22 protein-coding genes are annotated in these 21,599 nt (G+C 62.6%); 8 read left to right on the top strand and 14 right to left on the bottom strand.

Going from position 1 to position 21,599, the window contains the following annotated elements; translation table 11 throughout:
- Positions 1–3: 3 nt before the first annotated feature.
- Together QRN54_RS31615 and QRN54_RS31620 are read left to right on the top strand one after the other, a co-directional pair.
- A complete protein-coding gene (locus tag QRN54_RS31615; protein WP_042922846.1) occupies positions 4–999 on the top strand; it encodes an amidohydrolase family protein in 996 nt (331 codons plus the stop codon).
- Positions 1,000–1,183: 184 nt separating this feature from the next.
- On the top strand, positions 1,184–2,542 hold the full coding sequence (locus QRN54_RS31620; protein ID WP_285183906.1) for an MFS transporter: 1,359 nt from the start codon (positions 1,184–1,186) through the stop codon (positions 2,540–2,542).
- A 58-nt stretch (positions 2,543–2,600) separates the two neighbouring features.
- On the opposite strand, the gene QRN54_RS31625 is transcribed toward QRN54_RS31620, so the two are convergent.
- The 6 genes from QRN54_RS31625 to QRN54_RS31650 all read right to left on the bottom strand — a co-directional run bounded on the left by QRN54_RS31625 (position 2,601) and on the right by QRN54_RS31650 (position 7,335).
- Positions 2,601–3,527, bottom strand: a complete 927-nt coding sequence (locus QRN54_RS31625; RefSeq protein ID WP_003943516.1) for a LysR substrate-binding domain-containing protein — start codon at positions 3,525–3,527, stop codon at positions 2,601–2,603.
- A 50-nt stretch (positions 3,528–3,577) separates the two neighbouring features.
- The gene (locus QRN54_RS31630; protein WP_285183907.1) at positions 3,578–4,870 is read right to left on the bottom strand and encodes a carboxylesterase family protein; all 1,293 of its coding nucleotides are present in this window, start codon (positions 4,868–4,870) and stop codon (positions 3,578–3,580) included.
- An 85-nt stretch (positions 4,871–4,955) separates the two neighbouring features.
- Positions 4,956–5,516 (bottom strand): TetR/AcrR family transcriptional regulator, encoded by a 561-nt coding sequence (locus QRN54_RS31635; RefSeq protein ID WP_054827456.1) that lies wholly within the window; start codon positions 5,514–5,516, stop codon positions 4,956–4,958.
- A 15-nt stretch (positions 5,517–5,531) separates the two neighbouring features.
- Complete coding sequence (locus QRN54_RS31640) at positions 5,532–6,002, bottom strand: nuclear transport factor 2 family protein (RefSeq protein ID WP_007732407.1); 471 nt, start codon at positions 6,000–6,002, stop codon at positions 5,532–5,534.
- A gap of 130 nt (positions 6,003–6,132) precedes the next feature.
- Positions 6,133–6,807 (bottom strand): Crp/Fnr family transcriptional regulator, encoded by a 675-nt coding sequence (locus tag QRN54_RS31645; RefSeq protein ID WP_003943506.1) that lies wholly within the window; start codon positions 6,805–6,807, stop codon positions 6,133–6,135.
- 255 nt (positions 6,808–7,062) lie between these two features.
- Complete coding sequence (locus QRN54_RS31650) at positions 7,063–7,335, bottom strand: hypothetical protein (RefSeq protein WP_039973294.1); 273 nt, start codon at positions 7,333–7,335, stop codon at positions 7,063–7,065.
- Positions 7,336–7,415: 80 nt separating this feature from the next.
- Here QRN54_RS31650 and nth point away from each other — a divergent pair, with 80 nt between their 5' ends.
- The 4 genes from nth to QRN54_RS31670 are packed head-to-tail and all read left to right on the top strand — an operon-like array spanning position 7,416 to position 10,764.
- Complete coding sequence (nth, locus tag QRN54_RS31655) at positions 7,416–8,201, top strand: endonuclease III (RefSeq protein ID WP_285183910.1); 786 nt, start codon at positions 7,416–7,418, stop codon at positions 8,199–8,201.
- Between the two features lie 6 nt (positions 8,202–8,207).
- Complete coding sequence (locus QRN54_RS31660; protein WP_003943500.1) at positions 8,208–8,861, top strand: TlpA family protein disulfide reductase; 654 nt, start codon at positions 8,208–8,210, stop codon at positions 8,859–8,861.
- Complete coding sequence (locus tag QRN54_RS31665) at positions 8,858–9,577, top strand: NUDIX hydrolase (RefSeq protein WP_007732411.1); 720 nt, start codon at positions 8,858–8,860, stop codon at positions 9,575–9,577. The genes QRN54_RS31660 and QRN54_RS31665 overlap by 4 nt, the downstream gene beginning before the upstream one ends.
- Positions 9,574–10,764, top strand: a complete 1,191-nt coding sequence (locus QRN54_RS31670) for a MarP family serine protease (protein ID WP_003946095.1) — start codon at positions 9,574–9,576, stop codon at positions 10,762–10,764. Before QRN54_RS31665 ends, QRN54_RS31670 begins: the two co-directional genes overlap by 4 nt.
- 3 nt (positions 10,765–10,767) lie before the next feature.
- On the opposite strand, the gene QRN54_RS31675 is transcribed toward QRN54_RS31670, so the two are convergent.
- The 3 genes from QRN54_RS31675 to nhaA are packed head-to-tail and all read right to left on the bottom strand — an operon-like array spanning position 10,768 to position 13,559.
- A complete protein-coding gene (locus QRN54_RS31675) occupies positions 10,768–11,703 on the bottom strand; it encodes an alpha/beta fold hydrolase (RefSeq protein WP_042922851.1) in 936 nt (311 codons plus the stop codon).
- Between the two features lie 15 nt (positions 11,704–11,718).
- Entirely contained in the window at positions 11,719–12,228 is a 510-nt protein-coding gene (locus tag QRN54_RS31680) for a phage holin family protein (RefSeq protein WP_007732413.1), read from the bottom strand.
- The gene (gene nhaA, locus QRN54_RS31685) at positions 12,225–13,559 is read right to left on the bottom strand and encodes a Na+/H+ antiporter NhaA (RefSeq protein ID WP_502944082.1); all 1,335 of its coding nucleotides are present in this window, start codon (positions 13,557–13,559) and stop codon (positions 12,225–12,227) included. The genes QRN54_RS31680 and nhaA overlap by 4 nt, the downstream gene beginning before the upstream one ends.
- Positions 13,560–13,732: 173 nt before the next feature.
- Here nhaA and QRN54_RS31690 point away from each other — a divergent pair, with 173 nt between their 5' ends.
- A complete protein-coding gene (locus tag QRN54_RS31690; protein ID WP_003946096.1) occupies positions 13,733–15,124 on the top strand; it encodes an MFS transporter in 1,392 nt (463 codons plus the stop codon).
- Positions 15,125–15,179: 55 nt separating this feature from the next.
- On the opposite strand, the gene QRN54_RS31695 is transcribed toward QRN54_RS31690, so the two are convergent.
- The 5 genes from QRN54_RS31695 to QRN54_RS31715 all read right to left on the bottom strand — a co-directional run bounded on the left by QRN54_RS31695 (position 15,180) and on the right by QRN54_RS31715 (position 20,972).
- The gene (locus tag QRN54_RS31695; RefSeq protein ID WP_042446692.1) at positions 15,180–16,865 is read right to left on the bottom strand and encodes a purine-cytosine permease family protein; all 1,686 of its coding nucleotides are present in this window, start codon (positions 16,863–16,865) and stop codon (positions 15,180–15,182) included.
- Positions 16,866–17,000: 135 nt separating this feature from the next.
- On the bottom strand, positions 17,001–18,059 hold the full coding sequence (locus QRN54_RS31700; protein WP_285183912.1) for an AAA family ATPase: 1,059 nt from the start codon (positions 18,057–18,059) through the stop codon (positions 17,001–17,003).
- A gap of 10 nt (positions 18,060–18,069) precedes the next feature.
- The gene (locus tag QRN54_RS31705) at positions 18,070–19,107 is read right to left on the bottom strand and encodes an aliphatic amidase (protein WP_285183913.1); all 1,038 of its coding nucleotides are present in this window, start codon (positions 19,105–19,107) and stop codon (positions 18,070–18,072) included.
- 26 nt (positions 19,108–19,133) lie between these two features.
- Complete coding sequence (locus QRN54_RS31710) at positions 19,134–19,754, bottom strand: AmiS/UreI family transporter (RefSeq protein ID WP_003946099.1); 621 nt, start codon at positions 19,752–19,754, stop codon at positions 19,134–19,136.
- A gap of 138 nt (positions 19,755–19,892) precedes the next feature.
- Positions 19,893–20,972: a substrate-binding domain-containing protein gene (locus tag QRN54_RS31715; protein ID WP_058227138.1), complete on the bottom strand. Its 1,080-nt coding sequence runs from the start codon at positions 20,970–20,972 to the stop codon at positions 19,893–19,895.
- 107 nt (positions 20,973–21,079) lie between these two features.
- On the opposite strand from QRN54_RS31715, the gene QRN54_RS31720 reads away from it, so the two are divergent.
- Positions 21,080–21,505 carry a MarR family transcriptional regulator gene (locus tag QRN54_RS31720; protein WP_285183914.1) on the top strand — a complete coding sequence of 142 codons (426 nt, stop codon included), beginning with the start codon at positions 21,080–21,082 and terminating at the stop codon, positions 21,503–21,505.
- Positions 21,506–21,599 lie beyond the last annotated feature (94 nt).

Here is a 21,599-nt window from a genome sequence, read left to right on the forward strand (position 1 = left end):
GCTATGAGCAACCTGATCGACATCCACACCCACTACGTGCCCAACGGGTGGCCGGATCTGACCGAAGACGCGGGGCCGCAAGCGCCGTGGCTGAAGGTCGAGTCGGAAACCGAAGCAATGATCATGATGGGCACCAAGGAGTTCCGCCGCATCCAGTCCGATGCCTGGGACGCCGAGGTGCGGCTTCGGGACATGGATGCCGACGGCGTGCAGACGCAGGTCGTCTCACCTACTCCGGCGTTCTTCAACTACGGCCGGAGCGGTGAGCAGGCAAGTCGCATTGCACGGATCTTCAACGACCTCGCACTCGAGATCGTGGAGCCGGCGAAGGATCGTTTGATTCCCTTCTGCCAGGTGCCTCTGCAAGACACCGACGCAGCGTGCCGTGAGTTGGAGCGGTGCATCGCGAACGGGCACCGCGGTGTCGAGATCGGCAATCATGTCGGCGATCTGGACCTCGACAGCGAGGGCGTGGTGACGTTCCTGCAGCACTGCGCGTCGCTGGACGTGCCGGTATTCGTGCACCCGTGGGACATGGCCAACTCTCCGCGCCTCGATCGCTGGATGGCGCAGTGGCTCACTGCGATGCCGGCCGAAACGCACCTGTCGATACTCGCACTGATTCTCGGTGGGGTGTTCGACAAGATCGACGATCGTCTCAAGATCGGATTTGCGCACGGTGGTGGATCTTTCGCGTTCTGGTTGGGACGGATGGAAAACGCCTGGCACGGCCGCAACGACATCATCGGTACGTCGCAGTTCCCGCCGTCGCACTACCTGGGAAGGTTCTACGTGGATTCCGTCGTCTTCGACGAGCGTGCGCTGCGACTGTTGGTGGACACGGTGGGGGTGGACCGTGTGATGGTGGGTAGTGATTACCCGTACCCCTTGGGGGAGCGTCCGGTCGGTGAGGTGGTTCGCAAGAGTGAGTTCTTGGACGATACTGCGCGCCAACTGATTTCGCGGGGGAATGCCGAACGCTTCCTGGGTCTCGTCTGAGGCCCCGGCTATACCTTTTCCGGTATGGCGGACGGTGAATTCGGCATTTGTGAGTCATGTCTCGAGCGAGCACAATTCCAAACACAACGATCGACGACGCTCGTGATACCGACAATCCCGAAGACGGGGTCGGTGACTACAGACTTCATCGTCCGCCTGCCCCATCCAATCGATAGGTTCCGCGATGTCAGACAAGATATCCAACAGCACTACGAGCGACGGAAAGCCGTTGCCGGAGAAAGCGGCCCGTAGCCGAGTTGCCATGGCAACCCTGGCCGGCACAACTCTCGAATGGTACGACTTCTTCCTCTACGGCACAGCCGCCGCGTTGATCTTCAACAAACAATTCTTCCCGAGCCTGAGCCCCACGGCCGGCACGCTGGCTGCCTTCAGCACCTTCGCCGTCGGGTTCATTGCACGGCCGGTGGGTGGACTCGTGTTCGGGCACTTCGGTGACCGGATCGGGCGCAAGGCCACGCTCGTGGTCTCATTGGTGATGATGGGCATCGGGTCCACACTCATCGGCCTCATCCCGAACTACGACTCCATCGGTTTCTGGGCGCCCGTCCTCCTGGTGGCGATGCGCGTCGTTCAGGGCATCGGTCTGGGCGGTGAAGGCGCCGGCGCGACACTCATGTCGATGGAGCACGCGCCGGCGGGGCAGAAGAATCTCTATGCAGGTTTCCCTCAGATGGGCACACCCGCCGGACTGGTTCTCGCCAACGGCATCTTCCTGACGACCAACGCCGTGATGTCGGACTCGGCATTCGCTTCGTGGGGTTGGCGAATCCCGTTCCTGCTCAGCTTCGTTCTGGTGGCGATCGGTCTGGTGATTCGCCTGCGCGTCACCGAGTCGCCGTCATTCGCCGGGATCATGGAGAAGGGCGAAATAGTCCGCTTCCCGCTGCGTGAGTCGCTCAAGGTCGGCTTCCCCCGTTTGTCTCTCACGCTTGCCGCGTGCTTGGCGAACTCCGCCGTGGCGTACGCCTTCATGGTGTTCACCCTGTCGTACGGAACTCAACATCTGGGCTACGACAAGCAATTCCTGGTGCTCAGCGTGACCGCGGCAGCAGTCCTGTGGTTCCTTTCCATCCCGTTCTGGACAAAGATCGCCGACAAGTACGGGCGTCGGCACATGTTCATCGGCGGATCTGCCGCAAGCCTGTTGTGGTGCATCGTGTTCTTCCCGCTCCTCAACACCGAGAACAAAATGGTCGCCGTCATCGCGTTCCTGGGCATGGGCCTGATCGTTCCGGTCACACATTGTGTCCAGGGCAGCATCATCGCCGATACCTTCCCGGCCAAGGTCCGCTATTCCGGCTCGTCTCTGATCCTCCAGAGCGGTGCGATTCTCGGCGGTGGACTGGCACCGATGATCGCCACGGCTCTGCTCGACGCCACCGGATCTTCGGTCGGTGTGACCTGGTATCTCGCCGGGGTGTGCACGATCAGCCTGGTCGGCGCCATCGCCCTGTTCAAGATTGTCCCCGATTCGTCGCGGGGCTTGGAGCACGAGGAGATTCGCGTCTCCGAAAACGCCTGAGTCCTGGTTGATCCGACATCGGCCCGTTCCCTCTGGAGGGAACGGGCCGATCGGCGTTTCACGGTCGCATGAGCTCAGTTGCAAAGGACTCCAGCGTCGCGATCAGGGCCTGCGCGGACGGACTCGACGTGCGAGTCGCCGACGAGGTGATGCCGACGCTGTGCCCGATCGGATCGAGTGTGATGGACAGGGTGGTCAAGCGCGCGTCGTCGCGGGGGATGAGGCTCGGTAGTACCGCGATCATGTCGGTCTCGACCAGTAGCTGACGCACGGTGAGGAAAGAGGTTGCCTCGACCCGATTTTCGGGCAACGGCAAGCCGTTCCGGGCGAAGAACTCCTCGAGTTCGCGTCGGAGCACTGTCTCGACCCCGGGAAGGATCCAGGGGAAGCCGCGTAGTTCTTCGAGTTGGACGTCCTCGCGGTGAGCGAGCGGGTGATCTACGCGGGTGACGAGTTCGACGGATTCGGCGTAGAGGTTCCGTCTTGTCGCGGTGTCATCGGTAGGTGAGGTGAGCCGGCCGACGATCAGGTCGATTCGGCCCGCTTCCAGATCGGTGAGCAACTGCTCTGGCGTACCTTCGCGCACGACGACGGTGAGCAACGGGTGGTGAACCTTCAGGCGCGCGATAGCGCCGGGAAGCAGCACGTTGGATCCGGCGAGATGTGTTCCCACGATGACGGTTCCGCGATTGGCGTCGGCAAGTTCGACGACGTGCCGCCCGGCTTCGGTCAGCTGCGCGATCACGGCCCGTGCATGAGTTGTGAAGGCCTCGCCGAAAATGGTCGGGGTGATGCCGCGTGGGCCGCGGTCGAAGAGCGAGACGCCGAGAATGGACTCGATGTCGTGCAGACTCCGAGTCGCGACAGGTTGCGTGATGTGAAGTGCGGCAGCGGCGCCGACCACACTGCCCTGACGGCTCAATGCGTCGACGAGCAGGAGATGGCGGAGTTTGAGTCGCCCGTCGAGGAGCTTGGGCATGTCCATGGAGCAATCCTAGACGGGATTTCTCCGGGTGGGTAGGCGCCCGAAGTTGCTCAGGAGAAGGTGATTCCGATCGATTGGGACGAGGTGTACTTCTCCCAGGTTTCGCTGCTGTCCGGACTTCCCGTGTGCGCAAACGACGTCCAGTGCCGGCGTATCCGACGGCCCAGTGCGTCGATGCTCTGCCAGTCGCTGCTGCCCAGCATCGGTGAGCCCTGCCAGGACTGCTCGGTTCCCAACACGAAGGGTAGTTCTATGCAGTGAGTTGCTCCGAAGACGTCGTCCGTCGGTGCCCAGTCGAAGCGGTACGTGTACACCGACGCGCCGGCCGCTGTGAAGGTCTCGGCCAGCTCCATTGCCGGTTCGGCAAACATGTTCTGTGTCAGTGCCTTTTCGGCGACGTGTTCGGGATCGGGTACTCCCGCTACGTCGCGCACGAAAGCAGATCCCTCGTCTCGGGTGTATCCCACGATGACGTCAGGCGCTGTTTCGAAAGTTCGGATCACCGGTTTCAGTTCGGAGATCGGCGCGAAGGGCGGTTGCACGACATTGGGGGACCGCCGGCTGAACTCGACAGCCGTGCCGCGGAATGCGTCGAGAATGTGGGAGAGCGGCGCGGTCCGAGGATCTCCGTCGAGCAGTCGGGCAAACGTCTCCCCGTTCTCGATCGCGGGAGCCTGCGTGAAGTTGAGGTCCGGCCGTGGGGTGCTCTGCAGAATTGCTCGATGGAACAGGGTTCGAGAGTTGTTACTGCTCAACAGATTCACAATGGAATGGGCGCCTGCCGACTGCCCGAATACGGTGACCGAGTCTGGGTCGCCGCCGAATGCCTCGATGTTCTCGCGCACCCACTCGAGCGCCGCGATCTGATCGTGTACCCCGAGATTGCCTTCGCTGACGCCGTCGAGGAGGAGGTATCCGAGCACGCCGACGCGATAGTTGACCGACACCACGACGACGTCGCCCTCGGCTGACAAAGCGCCGCCGTCGTACCAGGGGAGTGAGCCGCCGCCACTGGAGTACCCGCCACCGTGAAGCCACACCATCACCGGGCGATGACCGGTCAGCGACGGGGTTGTGACGGTGACGGTGAAGCTGTCCTCGCTGTGCTTCGGTTCGGGGAGCGGTGGCCCCATGATGCGTTCGAGTCGTGAAGGTGGTTGGGGGAAGACCGTTCCAAGCGCTGTGGCGTCGAAGACGTCGGAGAACGGTTCCACCGGTCGAGGCTTCTCGAAGCGCGGTGCGCTGGCGTAGGGGATCGCACCGAAGTAGTAGGAACCGTCACGCTTTCGGCCGCGGACCTTCCCCGAAGGGGTGGATGCGATCACCGTCTCGAACGAGGGCATGGGTTCCTTTCTTCTTGTGCATGCTTTTTCGAGCATGCCAGGTGGATGCCGCGGCACAAATGCCTTTGTGGTCGTGCGGTATGCGTTACGGCGTGAGTGCCTGTACCAGTCGATCTTCGAGTCGCGTCGTCACTCGGCTGTATACGGAACCGTCGTCCAGTGCCCGGGACATCACGATCGCCCCTTGGATCCCGGCCACGGCTTCTTCGGCGAGTCCGATGGAATCTTCGGCACCGACGAGTGCCGCCTCGAGAGCCGCTGTCCATTCGTCGAAGTATGTTCGGACCCTGGCGCCGAAGCGGTTTCGCTCTTCACCGAGTGCAAATGCGCCGAACAGGCAAATGCGTTGCCCTGACCGAAAGTAGTCGCCCGCGGTAGCGAACATGCTCTGGATGCGCTGCCTCGGTGGAACCGATTCTGCTCGAAGAGGTTCGAAGACTTCGGCGCGAAACCATCTGTCGACCTCGTCGAGCACCGCCTCGGCCATCTCTTCCTTCCCGCGCGGAAAGAAGTTGTAGAGACTGCCTTTGCCCAAACCGGTGTGTTCGGTGATCACGGCCAGGCTTGCTCCGTCGAACCCGTAGGTTCGAAACACGTTCGCGAGAGCGGGAATCGTGTCCGAGCGTTCAGCTACCTGTCTGGCCATGGATTCATCCTTTCATCACAGACCCAACTCGCTCAGGCCCGGATGATCGTGCGGGCGTGGTCCGGTCGGATCCCAGAAGAACTTTCGCTCGGACTCCTCGATGGGAACGTCGTTGATGCTGGCATGACGGTGGTGCATGAGTCCGTCGGCGTCGAATTCCCAGTTCTCGTTGCCGTAGGAGCGGAACCACTGCCCGTCGTGATCGTGCCACTCGTACGCGAATCGCACTGCGATGCGGTCGTCGCTGTGTGCCCACAACTCTTTGATCAACCGGTAGTCCAGTTCGCGGGTCCACTTCTCGGTCAGAAGTTCGACGATCTCGGATCGGCCGGTGACGAACGTCGACCGATTACGCCACCAACTGTCCGGCGTGTAGGCCAGCGACACCTTGTGCGGATCGCGTGAGTTCCATCCGTCCTCGGCGAGGCGGACCTTCTGGACGGCAGTTTCGTGAGTGAAGGGCGGAATCGGTGCTCGGACGGTCATTGCGGGGCCTCTCGATCAGATATGTACCTATCGGTACAGACTTTACCGATAGGTACAACAAGAGTCCAGTGAACGACTTCGGCCGCCCCCCACCGAAGCGGGAGCGGCCGAAAGAGTCGAACAGGAAGAGCTAGCGCGCGCGACGAGCGAGGCGCTCGGAATCCGAGATCAGGACGCTCTTGCCTTCGAGGCGAAGCCATCCGCGGTGTGCGAAATCGGCGAGCGCCTTGTTGACGGTCTCGCGGGAAGCGCCGACGAGCTGGGCGATCTCTTCCTGCGTGAGGTCGTGAGTGACGCGCAGGGCGCCACCTTCCTGAGTGCCGAAGCGCTGCGCGAGCTGCAGGAGCGCCTTGGCGACACGGCCGGGAACGTCCGTGAAGATCAGGTCGGCCAGGGTGTTGTTGGTACGACGCAGACGGCGGGCGAGAACGCGCAGAAGCTGCTCGGCGATCTCGGGGCGCTGCTGGATCCATGCCTTGAGAGCGTCGCGGTCCATGCTCACGGCGCGAACCTCGGTGACGGTCGTAGCCGTCGAGGTGCGGGGGCCGGGGTCGAAGATGGACAGTTCGCCGAACATGTCGGACGGGCCCATGATCGTCAGCAGGTTCTCGCGACCGTCGGGTGAGCGTCGACCGATCTTCACCTTGCCGGACACGATGATGTACAGGCGGTCACCGGGTTCACCTTCGTTGAAGATGACATGTCCACGGGGGAAGTCGACGGGCTGCAGCTGCTTTGTCAGCGCCGCTACCGCTGAGGGCTCGACTCCTTGGAAGATGCCGGCTCTTGCCAGGACGTCGTCCACGTGCGCTCCTTGTTGGGATTTGTTCGTTTGTGGTGTCATTTTTGCGCTATCTATCTTTGTACCCGCGCTGCGCACAAACCGTCGTACACAGGCTCAGCCCTCATGAGTGAGACACTGTGTCCAATGCAATCTGTGTTCAATGCAACAGGTACGGCATCGAAGTCTACGTCCCGTTAGCTCGCGACGAGTGATTGATGCCACGTAAGAGCCGAAAATTCTTCCGGAATCCGCTGCGGTGACTACTTTGTATGGCCGTCAACTTGCCCGTTGTGTCCGGATTTCGCCCAGGCTGGCGCTCTCGGGAGCCTCCGACTGACGGCCCTTACGCCTCCGGTGGAAGCGGGCGAACGCATGGGGAAACCCATCGCTTGCCAGGCGGGCGACGTCGTCGTGACTTGCCTGGTCGAGGAAGTCTTCTACTTCATGCTCTTGGACCGAGAGCCGACGCAATCGCCCTTCGACTCGTTCCATCGCCAGGGCAAAGAGCATAAGCAGTAGCGGAAAGAGAATTACTGCGAGTCCTTGCATAGGGGGAAGTAAACACGTCGAAGGTCTCAGAATCGACACGACGGAGTCTCCACTCATGTCGTATCCGTACAGTTGTCTGAGTGCAGACCACCCCGACAGGCAGTTCAGAGCAGCGGAAGAAACCGCGTTCGGGGGGTGCGCGGAAGGAAGAATCACACCTCGGATTGGTACGCCGGGCGCGTCGGATGAATCGTGAGCTCGCTGTGGCTTTCCCACACGTGTACTGCGAACTCGACTTCACGACTCCGTTGGAACTGGCAGTGGCGACAATCCTGTCGGCGCAATGCACCGACGTCCGCGTCAACATGGTCACGCCGGCACTCTTCGCCCGTTATCCCGACGCAAAGGCATACGCGGAAGCCGATCGGACCGAACTCGAGGAGTGCATCCGCTCCACCGGCTTCTACCGGAACAAGACGACGTCGCTGATCGGACTCGGTCAGGCGCTACTCGAACGCCACGACGGGCAGGTCCCGAACAAGCTCGAAGATCTGGTGAAACTCCCAGGCATCGGACGCAAGACCGCGAACGTCGTGCTGGGCAATGCCTTCGACATTCCGGGAATCACCGTCGACACCCACTTCGGTCGGCTCGTGCGTCGGTGGAAGTGGACCGAGGAAGAAGATGCCGTCAAAGTGGAACACGCCGTCGGGGCACTGATCGAACGTAAGGAATGGACTCTGCTCTCGCATCGCGTGATCTTTCACGGCCGACGGGTCTGCCACGCGCGCAAGCCCGCGTGCGGTGTGTGTGTTCTGGCCAAGGACTGCCCGTCGTACGGTCTCGGCCCGACCGACAAAACCGAGGCCGCGGCCCTGGTGAAAGGCCCCGAGACCGATCATCTGCTCGCCCTGGCAGGGTTGTGATCGCCGATGACAAGTGCCGGAAGATGGTCTCTCGCTGCGCTCGTGGTCGTCGCGGCTCTCGTCGTGGCGATCTGGCCGCGCGGAGGAGACGACACGACGCCCACCTCGACGGGCCCGTCCTCGTCCGCGTATCAGCCGCCGACGTTCACTCCGTCGTCGGAATCGCTCGATCAACTCCGTAGCCAGGCGGCTCTGGCCTCCTGCCCGACTCCGACCGGCGAAGCGCCTGCCGGCTCGGCTCTCGCCGGAATCACCCTCGACTGCGTCTCCGACGGAGCGCCCGTCGACCTTGCCGCAGCGGTGGGCGGAAAGCCGACCCTGCTCAATCTGTGGGCGTACTGGTGCGCGCCATGCGCCGAAGAGCTTCCGTACCTTCAGGAATTCGCGGAGCGCGCCGACGGCAGCATCAACGTGCTGACCGTGCATTCGGATCCGAATCAGGAGAACGCTTTGACGCGACTCATCGACTACTCGGTGCGTTTGCCCGGCGTCCAGGACGGTGACGGCAAGGTACGGATCGCAGTGGGCGCACCGCCGGTGCTGCCGGTGTCGGTGCTCGTGCGCGCGGATGGAACAGTCGCCAAGGTCTTGCCCCAACCCTTCCGCAGTGCGGACGAGATCGCCGCCGCTGCGGCGCAATATCTGGGAGTCGTCGTATGAGTACACCGGTTCCCGAGTGGTTGCGCGCTGTCGCCAGCACCCAGCCCACCGATCCCCATCGGATCAACCCCGTCCTCGAGCGTCGCGCGCCGCGCGGCACCGTGACGCGTCCGGCCGCGGTGCTCGTGCTCTTCGGCGGACCGCGTGAGGCCGACCCTCTCGCCGTCGGCGGCTTGCCGGAGGGCGCAGACGTCCTGCTGACCCAACGGGCGTCGACGATGCGTCAGCACAGCGGACAGGTCGCATTCCCGGGCGGCGCCGCCGACCCGGGCGACGACGGCCCCGTCGGCACCGCGCTGCGTGAAGCGCAGGAGGAGACCGGGCTCGATCCGAGCGGAGTTCAGCCGCTCACCGTGCTGCCGGAGATCTTCATCCCGCCGTCGGGTTTCGACGTGACGCCGGTGCTCGGCTACTGGGAGCAGCCGACGACGGTGGGCATTCAGGACGAGGGCGAGGTCGGACGGGTGGCCAGGGTGCCGCTGCGCACGTTGCTCGACCCAGACAACCGGTTTCAGGTTCGACATCCCCTCGGGTACCAGGGCCCGGCGTTCCGCGCCGACGGCATGCTGGTCTGGGGGTTCACAGCAGGAATCCTCGCGGCGCTGTTCACGGTGTCGGGCTGGGAGATTCCGTGGAACTACGAGGACGTGAGAGACCTGGACACAGCGCTGTCCGAGTTCGGTGAAGGTGTCGAGGATTCGGCGGTGCCGCGATGACAGGTTCTCGTTGGGTGGACATCGCGATCGTTCTGGTCGCCCTCATCGCGGCCACGTCCGGATGGCGTCAGGGAGCGGTGGCGTCGGCGCTGGCGTTCGTCGGCGTGATCCTCGGTGCCGTCGCCGGGATTCTGTTGGCGCCGCACCTGCTTGTGCACGTCACCGAAGGCAAGCTGCGCATCCTCGCGGGCATCTCGCTGATCGTCGTGTTGGTCATCATCGGCGAGGTCGCCGGTATGGTGCTCGGACGCGCGGCGCGCAGCGGAATGCACAGTCCGACGGCGCGATCCGTCGACAGCGTCATCGGTGCGGGTCTACAGGCGGTGGCTGTCGTGGTCGCGGCGTGGTTGCTCGCGATTCCGCTCACTTCCTCGTCGCAGCCGAATATTGCCGCAGCTGTTCGTGGTTCGGACGTTCTCGCCAGCGTGGACGAAGTGGCGCCGCAGTGGCTGCGCCGCATCCCGACCGAGTTCTCGGCGCTGCTCGACACCTCCGGCCTGCCGGACGTCATCGGCCCGTTCGGGCGCACGCCCATCACCGAGGTCGAAGCACCCGACGCGAGCGTTCTCGCCAGTCCGTTGGCGGCGCAGTTGCGTCCGAGTGTTCTCCGCATCAACGGCGTCGCACCGAGTTGCCAGCGCGCGCTCGAGGGATCCGGATTCATCGTCGCCCCCGAACGCGTCATGACCAACGCCCACGTGGTTGCCGGAACCGAGAGCATCACCGTGGACACCATGGAGGGCGCACTGCCCGCGCAGGTGGTTCTCTTCGACTCCGCCGTGGACATCGCGATTCTGGCGGTTCCCGGATTGGACGCGCCGGTGCTGCCGTTCGCTCCGGAGCAGGCTCGGACCGGTGACAACGCGTTGGTGCTCGGTTACCCCGGCGGTGGTCCGTACACGGCCAGCGCAGCCCGCGTTCGTGAGGTCCTGAACCTGAACGGGCCGGACATCTACAAGGCCGGAACCACCCAGCGTGAGGTCTACACCGTCCGCGGATCCATCCGGCAGGGCAACTCGGGTGGACCGATGGTCGATGATCAGGGGCGGGTCCTCGGAGTCGTGTTCGGTGCTGCCGTCGACGACAGTGACACCGGATTCGTCCTCACCGCGCAGGAAGTCTCGCGCCAGTTGAACGCGGCTGCCTCGGCATCGACGCCCGTACCGACGGGCGCGTGCATCCTGTAGCGGTCACTTCTCCGTAAGGAGGAAGTCCCCGAGTTCGCGATTGACGCGCTCGGGGGCTTCCTGATGCGCGTAATGACCGACTCCGGCAATGGTGCGCAGTTTCTCGCCGGGAGCCCAGTGCTTGTCGCGACGCACGGTACGGGTGAGCACGTACGGGTCGAGTTCGCCGTGAATCTGGACGATCGGAATGCGAAGAACCTGATCCATCAAACGCATGAAACGTCGGCCCTCGGGGCGGAGCTGGCTGCGGAAGGCCCAACGCTGGTACTCCAACGTGGAATGCGCGACGCCCGGGATCCGGATCGCGGCCCGCATCTTGGTCATGACGTCCGCGAATTCGGGTTGCTGCGGCCAGGTGGGGCCCGACCGCGAGCGAACCAGACGCTCCACTTCGGCGCCGTTGTCGGCCGTCAACCGACGTTCCGGGCGTAGCGGTACCTGATAGGCCAGGAACGAGGGCAAAAGCGCGCGGCGCTGATAGGGGTCGCGGACGACTGCTTTCTTGAGCGCCATCGGGTGTGGAGACGAGATCAGCGCTATCGACCGCACCAGGCGTGGATGCAGGAGCGCGGTCGCCCAGCACACCAACCCGCCGTCGGCATGACCGATCAGCGTGGCCTTGCCGTAACCCATCGCACGAATGAGGCCGGCTACGTCACCGGCGAGCGTCCAACCGTCGTAGCCGCGAGGGGGCTTGTCGGAATCGCCGTACCCACGAAGGTCCATCGCGACGACGCGGAATCCCTGCTCCGACAGTGCCGTCAACTGATGGCGCCAGGACCACCAGAAATCGGCGAATCCGTGCAACAGGACCACCAACGGAGCATCCGGCTCCGCGTCGCCTACCTCGACGACGTGAAACCGGATGCCGTTGGCGTGAATGTCCCGGTGAATCCAGGGGCCGTCGAACCTGACGGTGGATGGATCTGGGGCTGCCACTTTCGATCAGACTCGCTACCGGCGCGCGTTGAAATCGACCGACGGCTTTGCGTCGTCATGGCTGCCGGGGATGACGTTCTTGGCCTGCTTGAGCGATTCGATCGTCTTCTCCGGAGCCCTCAACTTGCGCACGCGCAGATAACCGAGCAGCGCCAGAATCGCGGTGGTCACCACCATGATCAGGAAGACGATGAGGAACGCCAGCCAGCGCGGCACCCAGGTGTCGAGCATCTCGGCCAGGAAGAAAAAGAAGAAGAACGAGCTGAACAGCAGAACCGTGAAGGCCAGGATGAAGAAGACGCTGCCCTGCAGACCCTTCTTGACCTCGCCCGTCACCTCGGCCTTGGCAAGTTCGACCTCGGCGCGCACGAGGGTGGAGACCTGTGCGGTCGCGTCCTTGACGAGGGCCCCGATGGTGGCCTCGCCCGGCGTGCGGGCGTCCACATCGGTGAGAGGGATGGAAGAGACCGTGTTCGGTACTCCATCTCCGGTGAAGCGCTGGCTCTCTCCGTTGGTCAAGCTCACTTGTCGACCTCTCCAGGTAGTTCTCTCGCGTCCGTGGCAATGGCGGTGGAAGCGTCGTCTCGAGCCGCATGAACTCGTCCACGTCGCCACAGCAGCGCTGATCCGATCAGCGATGCCACCAACGATGTCACGAGAACTGCGGCCTTCGCTATCTCGGCCTCGCTGCCATCGCCGACCCCGTCCAATGCGAGGTCTGCTACAAGCAGGCTAACGGTGAACCCGATGCCACCGAGAACTGAGAGGGCAAACATGTCTCTCAATTCCAGTGTCTTGGGTTTGGTTGCTATCCCCAATTTGATCGCGAGCAGGGAAATTCCGAAGATTCCGACGGTTTTGCCGACCAGAAGACCGACGACGACCGATTGCCCGACGGGGTCGGTGAAAATGTCGCCGAGCACCGCCGCGTTGATCGGAACACCGGAGGCGAACAGTGCGAAGACGGGGACACAGAAGCCTGCAGAGTAGGGCTGAATACGGTGCTCGAGACGGCTACCGGGCGCGTACTCCTCGTCCGGATCGCGCCTCACCCGGGTGAGTAAGCCGAGCGCGACGCCCGCGAGTGTGGCGTGTATCCCCGCTTCGTGCATCGCGTACCAGGTCAGTAGTGCCAGCGGGACGTAGAGGAACGGCGTCGTGATGCGTTTGTGTTGGGCGTAGGCGTAGGCAGCCAGGGCTGCGGCCGCGGTCAGCAGCCACAACATCGCGAGGGAACCGGTGAACAGTACGGCGATGAGGATGATCGCGAGCAGATCGTCGACGACGGCCAGGCTGAGCAGGAAAACTCGGGCGCTCGCCGGGATCTTCGAGCCGGTCAGTGCGAGCACGCCGAGGGCAAAAGCGATGTCCGTCGCGACGGGAATAGCCCAGCCTTTGTCCATGCCGGGCGTGCCGAAACCGATGGACGCCGCGATGATCGCGGGGACCAGGACGCCGCCGCACGCCGCGATGATCGGGAGCATCGCGGCTTTGCGGTCCGCGAGTTCGCCGACCACCAGTTCACGTTTGAGTTCGAGGCCGGCGACGAAGAAGAAGACGGCAAGCAGTCCGTCCTGCGCCCACGTGCCCAAGCTGAGGTCGAGATGGAGTGCGGACGGACCGATCTGGAAGTCACGTAGTGCGATGTAGCTCTCACCGAAAGGAGAGTTCACCCAGATCAGAGCGAGGGCGGCAGCGATCAGGAGGATCGATCCGCCCACCGTTTCGATGCGGAGGTAGCGGGACAGTTCGGAACGCAGGGTGGAGATCACGCGTGGGGACGACCTTTGTTCGTGCAACCGAATTCGGATGCAACAGACATGAACGTGATCGACGTTGTGACGCATCGAATGCACGTGCCGACCAGACTTCCCGGCTCACCTTTACGGAATTTTATCGCGGATTGCCCGCTGAGCCGAATTCGCGAACCGAATTTGCGTCGGAAAACCCCGTGGGTGTTCAATTCCTACTGATTGGGACACCATCCCACCAATTGGACATCTTTCGTATAACGGCGCAGGAGCATGTTTTGAGCACGTCAGTCAGTGAGAATCCACCCAAGCCGGAGGGCGGCGACGCAGATACCGTCGCCGGAGTGCCGCGCAGCCGAATCGTGGTCGCCAGCATGGTGGGTACGTCCATCGAGTTCTACGACTTCTACATCTATGCCACAGCGGCAGTATCGGTGTTCCCGCACCTGTTCTTCCCGAAGGGCAACGACACCACCGCGCTTCTCGCGTCGTTGGCGACGTTCGGACTCGCGTTCGTCGCCCGTCCCCTCGGTTCGATTCTCTTCGGGCACTTCGGTGACCGCGTCGGACGCAAGGCAACTCTGGTCGGCTCGTTGCTGACGATGGGCATAGCGACCTTCCTCATCGGACTACTGCCGACCTATCACCAGATCGGACTGCTGGCCCCGGCGCTGTTGGCGCTCATGCGTTTCTGCCAGGGCCTCGGGCTCGGCGGCGAATGGTCGGGTGCGGCGCTGCTCGCGACCGAGACAGCCAAGGAAGGCAAGCGGGCCTGGGCGGCGATGTGGCCGCAACTCGGTGCGCCCATCGGCTTCTTCATGGCCAACGGACTGTTCCTGATCATCACGTTGTTCATGAACCACGACAATTCCAGCCCGGACCTCGAGGGTGCCTTCCTGAGTTGGGGATGGCGAATTCCGTTCCTGCTCAGCGCAATCATGGTGATGATCGGCCTGTACGTCCGGCTCAAGCTCGAGGAAACCCCGGTGTTCGCGCGCGCAGTCGAGCGCGGCGAGAAGGTCAAGACTCCGGTCGCCGAGGTATTCAAGACCAGTTGGCGTCAGCTGATCATCGGTACGTTCGTGATGCTCGCGACGTACACGCTGTTCTACATCATGACCACCTGGGTTCTCAGCCACGGAACCGGCAAGACGCCGGCCGACGGTGGAACCGGTGCGGGCTTCAAGTACACCGATTTCCTTGTCCTGCAGTTGATCGCAGTCGTGTTCTTCGCTGCCGCCGTGCCGGTCTCGGGTTGGCTCGCCGACCGTTACGGGCGTCGTATCACCTTGCTGATCATCACCGGTCTGATCATGGTGTTCGGCTTGACCTTCGGTGTCTTCCTCGAACCGGACGGAATGAACGACGGTCGCATGTTGGCGTTCCTCATCGTGGGCATGCTGCTCATGGGCCTGACCTTCGGCCCGATGAGTGCCGTTCTCCCGGAACTCTTCCCGACCAACGTCCGCTACACGGGCTCGGGAATCGCGTACAACACGGCCAGCATTCTGGGCGCAGCGGTGGCGCCGTTCATCGCCGTCTACCTCGCGAAGAACTACGGCGTCGGTTGGGTCGGCATCTATCTTCTCGTAGCGGCGACGCTGACTTTTGTCGCGCTGCTGGTCATGCGTGAGACGAAGGGTGAGTCGCTCGACGATGTAGGGGCATAGCCCTGCTGTGCGCCTTTATTAACCCCCGGCGGTTAATAAAGGCGCACAGCAGTTGTCAGGGAAGCTGAGCAGGCAGGACGTGCTCACCGGTCTTGTCGGTGCTCAAGGCCAGGGAGCTGATGTACTGCTTCTCGCCGTTCGGACCGGGCACGTTCGACGCGAGCATGTCGGGACGCTCGAATTCGATTCCGCTGACGCAGCACAGAAGCGTTTCACCGGAGGGGTTCCCGTACTCGTCGAACATCGGCAGATCGATGCCGTCGTCGGTGCGTCGTAGGTAGTACTTTCCCTTGGTGGCGACGGCCAGGACCGGCGGCATCACCAGCGCGATGACGATTGCGACGATCGGGGAGAACGGCTTGATCGCCGAACCGAAAGCACCGAAGAACACCAGGATCGAAATGCCCGCGGCCAGCAGCATCGACACGAAGCCGACGGGGTTGACGTCGTAGAGCATCCCGCGTCGGAACTCGGGGACTTTCGGGGAGAGCTTCAACCAGTACTTGTTGATCGCGATGTCCGAGGCGACGACCACGACCCAGGCGATACCGCAGTTGGCGTAGAAGCCCAGGATCGTGTTGAGGAAGTCGAACATGTTGGCTTCCATCAAGATCAGTGCGATCGCCAGGTTGACCAGAACGAAGACCATGCGTCCGGGGTAGGTCTTGGTGACGCGGGTGTACGAGTTGGTCCAGGCCAGTGAGCCGGAGTACGCGTTGGTGACGTTGATCTTGATCTGGCTGATGACCACGAGGATCACGGCCAGCGTCATGGCCAGCCAGTGCGGCATCATGTCCTGGTAGATCTCGAGGAACTGGTGCACGGGCTGGTTGGCGATCGAGGATCCGTCGACGACGTTCGCGATGATGTACACGGCGAGGAACAGTCCGACGATCTGCTTGAACGCGCCGAAGATCACCCAGCCGGGGCCGGCGAGAATTACTGCAGCCCACCAACGGCGGGTGTTTTCCGGCGTCTTGGGCGGCATGAAGCGCAGGTAGTCGATCTGCTCGGCGATCTGTGCGATCAGCGACAAGCAGACACCCGCGGCCAGCATCACCGATCCGAAGTTGACGCCCTTGCCGTTTGCGCCGTCCTCACCGCCGAAGGCGAAGAACGCGCTCACCGAATCAGGGTGCTTGAACAGCAGATACAGGAACGGCAGCACCATCATGACGAGCCACAGAGGCGTCGTCCACACTTGGAGCTTTGCCAGAGCCTTCATTCCGTAGATGACCAGTGGAATGACCATCAGGGTCGAGACCGCGTAGCCGATCGAGAGTGGGATCCCGAGCCCCAGTTTCAAACCCTGGGCCATGATGGAACCTTCGAGCGCGAAGAAGATGAAGGTGAACGTCGCGAAGATGACGTTGGTGACCACCGAGCCGTAGTAGCCGAAACCGCTTCCGCGAGTGATCAAATCGAGGTCGATATTGTATCGCGCGGCATAGTAGGCGAGTGGGAAGCCGGTCGCCATGATGACGACGGCAAACACGGCGATGCCCAGCAATGCGTTACCGGTGCCGTACGAGATGCCGATGTTGGCGCCGATCGAGAAGTCTGCGAGATACGCGATTCCGCCGAGCGCGGAGGTCGCGACGACGCCGGTTCCCCATTTGCGGTAGCTGCGTGGCGCAAATCGGAGGGTGTAGTCCTCCAGAGTCTCCTTCAGTGCGGCATTCTCACCGAGATCTGCCCTGTCCGGTGCGCCGGCGGACACCTGCTCGTTCACTGCTGTCATGACGTCACTTCCCCTGGGTGCCTGTGCATGTGCACTTTGTGGTGCAGGCACCCAACCTAGGGAGGTGGCGTTACGCGGACATGTTTGAAATGTGTCGCCCACGTTGCGGATTCGATCCGCAACGTGAGCGAGCACTCATGGGACTTTCTTTACCTGTATCTGATCACCAACTGCCCGCGCCTGCAAGGCGAGTGGCTGCGTCCCGACCGGCCGAAGGTCGAGAACGGCGGCGGCCACCGGGTCGGCCAAGACGTTCCGGATGGTCCGGCGCAGGCCACGTGCTCCGTACACCGGGTCGAACCCGCGCCGTTGCAACAGGGCGACGGCGCTGTCCTCCACCTCGACGTCGATGCCTCTCCTGGCCAACCGAGTCGTGATCAGTTCGATCTCGAGACGGGTCACTTGTTCCGCGGTCTGTTCGTCGAACTCGTCGAGGATCACGGTTTCGTCGATGCGGTTGAAGAATTCGGGGTCGAAGAACTTCTCCAACGCGCGTTGCACCAGATGATGACCATGGCACGGTCGATCGATCCGGACGCGATCGGCGAGCTGCCGCAGGTGAGATCGCCGACGTTCTGCCACCGCAGCAGAGCCGAGATTCGAGGTCAGGAACACGTAGCTGTTGCGGAACGAGATCTTCTGCTGACCGTTCGCCAACCGGAGTTCGCCGTTGTCGAGGACCTGCAGGAGCGCACGCAGCACGGTGGGGTCGGCCTTCTCCACTTCGTCGAACAGGACGATTCCGGGGGTGTACGGATCGCCCTCGACGGTGTTCTTGTCGAACAGCGTGAAGGACTCCTTGCTACCGGCATATCCAGGTGGAGCCCCGGAGAACGACGCCGCATAATGCTCTTGCGCAAGAGCATTCATGTCGATGCGGCACAGATCATCGGGTCCTGACCGTAGTTCTGCGGCCACGCGCCGCACCAATTCCGTCTTGCCGACGCCGGTCGGGCCAACGAGAAGGATGTTTGCGAGCGGACGCGTCGGATCCGTGGCACCGACATGCGCGATCGAAATCGCACGAACCACTGCGTCGACGGCGGCCTGTTGTCCGACGATCTTGGAACTCAGGGCTTTCGAGAGCTTGCGAGCGTCGAAGGCCCCGACCGGTACGGATTCGGTTCGTTCCTCGGCCGGCGGTGGTGCTGCTGCACTGTTCCGGTCATGGAGCATGTCGGTGATATAAGGCACAGTGAGATCCTTACGCTTCGATTGTCTTCTCGACCGGCAGGTTTCCGACGCGACAATCCGCTACACCCACTGTGTCTCGGGTGATGGCCTCGACGCGTTCCTGAGCCTTCTGGGCGTCGGTGACCCACAGCTTGTAGAACTCGAACGGGCAGTCCGCGACGCCCTTGTCTCCGTCACCTGCTGCGTGGACACCGGAGTAGCCGCGATGGAGGAGTTTGAAGATGTGGTTCTGGGACTGATCGTTCTCGCGTGCGTCGCGAATGGCTGAGACGGAAAGCTGCGCGTACTGGATTCCGTATTCTTCTTCGCCGGTTTCACCCAGCGTCCGGCCGTCGAATCCGATGATCGCGGAGTGTCCGAAGTAGGAGTAGACGCCGTCGAATCCGGCCGCATTGGCAACTGCCACATAACAATTGTTGGCCCAGGCCATTGCCTTGGACATCATCACCTGCTGGTCCTTGGCGGGGTACATGTATCCCTGGCAACGGACGATCAGTTCTGCACCCTTCATCGCGCAGTCGCGCCAGATCTCCGGGTAGTTGCCGTCGTCGCAGATGATGAGCGAGATCTTCAGCCCCTTCGGGCCTTCGGTGACATACGTCGTGTCTCCCGGGTACCACCCTTCGATGGGGCACCAGGGCAGGATCTTTCGGTACCTCTGAACGATCTCGCCCTTGTTGTCGATGAGGATCAACGTGTTGTACGGGGGCTTGTTCGGGTGGTCTTCGTGCTGTTCGCCGGTGATGGAGAAGATTCCCCAGGTGTCGGCTTCGCGGCACGCTGCGGAGAAGATCGCGGTCTCGTCGCCCGGGATGGTGGCTGCTGTCGCGTACATCTCCTCCTCGTTGTACATGATTCCCTGCGTGGAGTATTCGGGGAAGACCACCAGATCCATTCCGGGGAGGCCGGTCTTCATGCCGATCATCATGTCGGCGATCTTGCGCGCGTTCTCGAGGACACCGGCGAGATCGTGCAGGCGGGGCATCTTGTAGTTGACCACTGCTACGCCGACCGTGTCGTTGCTCGAGGAGATGTCACCGTGTCGCATTGTCTTTCACTCCTTGGTTGTGTCGATCAGTTGAAGACTGGACGGGATTGGGGTACTGCGGTTTTGGGTGCAGCGAGGATCTTGGCCAGGCCCAGGAGAACCAGAAGTGCTCCGGCCCAACCGGCCGCGACGGCGGGTGTGGTGTGGAAGTTGTCGGTCAGGATCAGAAATGCGGGGACCGTGCACGTGGGCTGGCTCAGGAGGACCGCTGCCCAGCCGGTGAAGCGACTGAGATTCTCGCGGCCGAGCCCGAGTACCAGGAAGAACAGCGTCCACAGCGCTGCCCATGCGAGCCAGATGACCCCGAAGACGGGGTCGTTGCTCACTGTGAAAGAGAGGAAGGAGTACACGAGCGCGGCGCACGCGACGAACAGCGAGAACCACCCGATTCCTTCCGGCTCGAAGCCGGCGAGATTGCTGATGCCCACGTAGAGATAGGTGAATCCGAACAGATAGAGCCCTGAGGCCGCCAGGACGGCACTCGAATCTCCCTGAGCCTGAATCAACATGACGGTGGGGACGACGCATTGAAGTGCGCCGACGAAGAGGTTGAGGACCGAGGCGGATCGAACGGGAACTGTGCCGAGCAGCATCAGTCCGTTGACGAAGAGGACGGCTCCCACGTAAAGCAAACCAACACTGCCCATCGGGCACCTCCGGTTACTTCGGGACGGTTACTTCGGGACGGTTACTTCGGGACGGCTTACTTTCAAATGAAATGATTCCAAATGAAACTAAGTGATGCGCGCCACAGAAGTCAAGAGCGAGAACTCAGTGGGAAAATCTCAGAGCGTTGCGATGATCGAGAAGTCGAGTCCGTCGGCGACGGCGAGCTGAATCTTCTGTCGTGCAACACGATCACGAAACTCGACGGTTCCGCGAGGCCCGTCGTACGCGGCACCCTCGACGACGGCGTCCAGGTCGCGCGGATGTGTGCTGTCGGCGCGTCGAACCAGGGCCGAAAGGGTATGTATCCCTTCGTAACACGACTCGGCGGCATTGTTCAGCGCCGGAGCGTGCGCGCCGTGCAGTGCGATGTAGCGCCCGAGAAGATCCATGGAGTTGCCGTCGACCATCGAACGGAAGTACGCGGCGGAGGCAAACAGGTTGCGGGTTGCGCGGGGGCCGCTTGCGAGCAGCATGTTTTCTTCCATCAACGGGCTGAACCGGATCATCGACTCGTCGAGGCCTCGGCGGGCGAAGGCTCGGTTGAAGTCGACGGCGTCCTGCCCGACGAGGAGCATGATCACGCCGTCGCAACCGGAGTTCGAGACGGTCTCGACCAACTGCTTCATGTTTCCGCGCCCGAGGTCGACAAACGAACCGCCGACAAGGCTGAGATCGAGTTCGGTGGCGAATTGCCTCACGGCTCCGAGAGAGCTGTGCGGCCAGATGTAGTCGTCCCCGACGACAAACCACTTACGCGCTCCGACGTTGTCGCGCAGCCACTTCAGCGCCGGCGCGATCTGCTGCCGTGGTGTTTCGCCGGAGCAGTAGATGCCGGATCTGACCTCGCCGCCCTCGTAGAGCGAGGTGTACGAGTACGGAATGCGGTCCGCGACCACGGGTGCAAGAGCGTGGCGGACAGAGGAGATGTGCCAACCGCTGACCGCGTCGATGTCGCCTGCGTCGAGTAGTTGTCCCACGCGGGCGGCGACGACGCTCGGCGAAGCGCCGCCGTCGATCACTTCGATCTGGACTTCGCGTCCCAGCACGCCACCGGAGTTGTTGAGGTCGCGGGCGGCCAACTCGCTGATTGCTTCGCAGGAGGGGCCGAACAGTCCGGCCGGCCCCTGAAGGGGAACCACCATGCCCAGGCGCCACACCGCGCTGCGCGCGCGTTCGAGCGCGCCGGTAGCGCTCATGCGTCGCCGCCGGAATCGGGAGTCAGCGGCCTGGCCTGGGTTACTATCATTTCATTTGAAAGTATTGCCCGAGAAGTGTGAACTGCGCAACAGCGGGGGAGCGATCAGTGGGAAAAAGTGACTCCGAAATTCTTGATGCGTCGCTGACGACTGCGCTGGTCCGAGCAGCTCGAATGGCCGCGGCAGCGGCGGAGAAGGCGCTGGCGGCAGAGAATCTCACTCTCGATCACTGGATGACGCTCGAAGCCCTGGCGTCGACCGAGGGGCTGACGATGGCTGAGTTGCGCGATCGAACGGGAACACCGGCTCCGACGCTGACGCGAGTTGCGGACAAGTTGGTCTCGCTCGCGCTCATCTACCGCGAAGTCGGGGAGGACGATCGCCGGAAGGTACGCGTGTTTCTCTCCTCGCGCGGAAAGTCCTTGCACAAGAGGGTTGCCGCAGACATCCGCGTAGCCGAGGAGTCCTGGCTGACGTCGAAAGAGGAAGTGAAGTTGCGAGAGGGGCTTCGCCCCTGTGTGCCTTTCCGGTAGTGGGGACTACCAAAAAGGCGCACAGGGGCCGAAGGCCCTACTTGCCGCGGATGGCGTCGAATACCTTGGGGTCGACCAGGGTCGAGGTGTCTCC

This window comes from Rhodococcus sp. MEB032, from assembly GCF_030208925.1.
Lineage (GTDB): Bacteria > Actinomycetota > Actinomycetes > Mycobacteriales > Mycobacteriaceae > Rhodococcus_F > Rhodococcus_F qingshengii.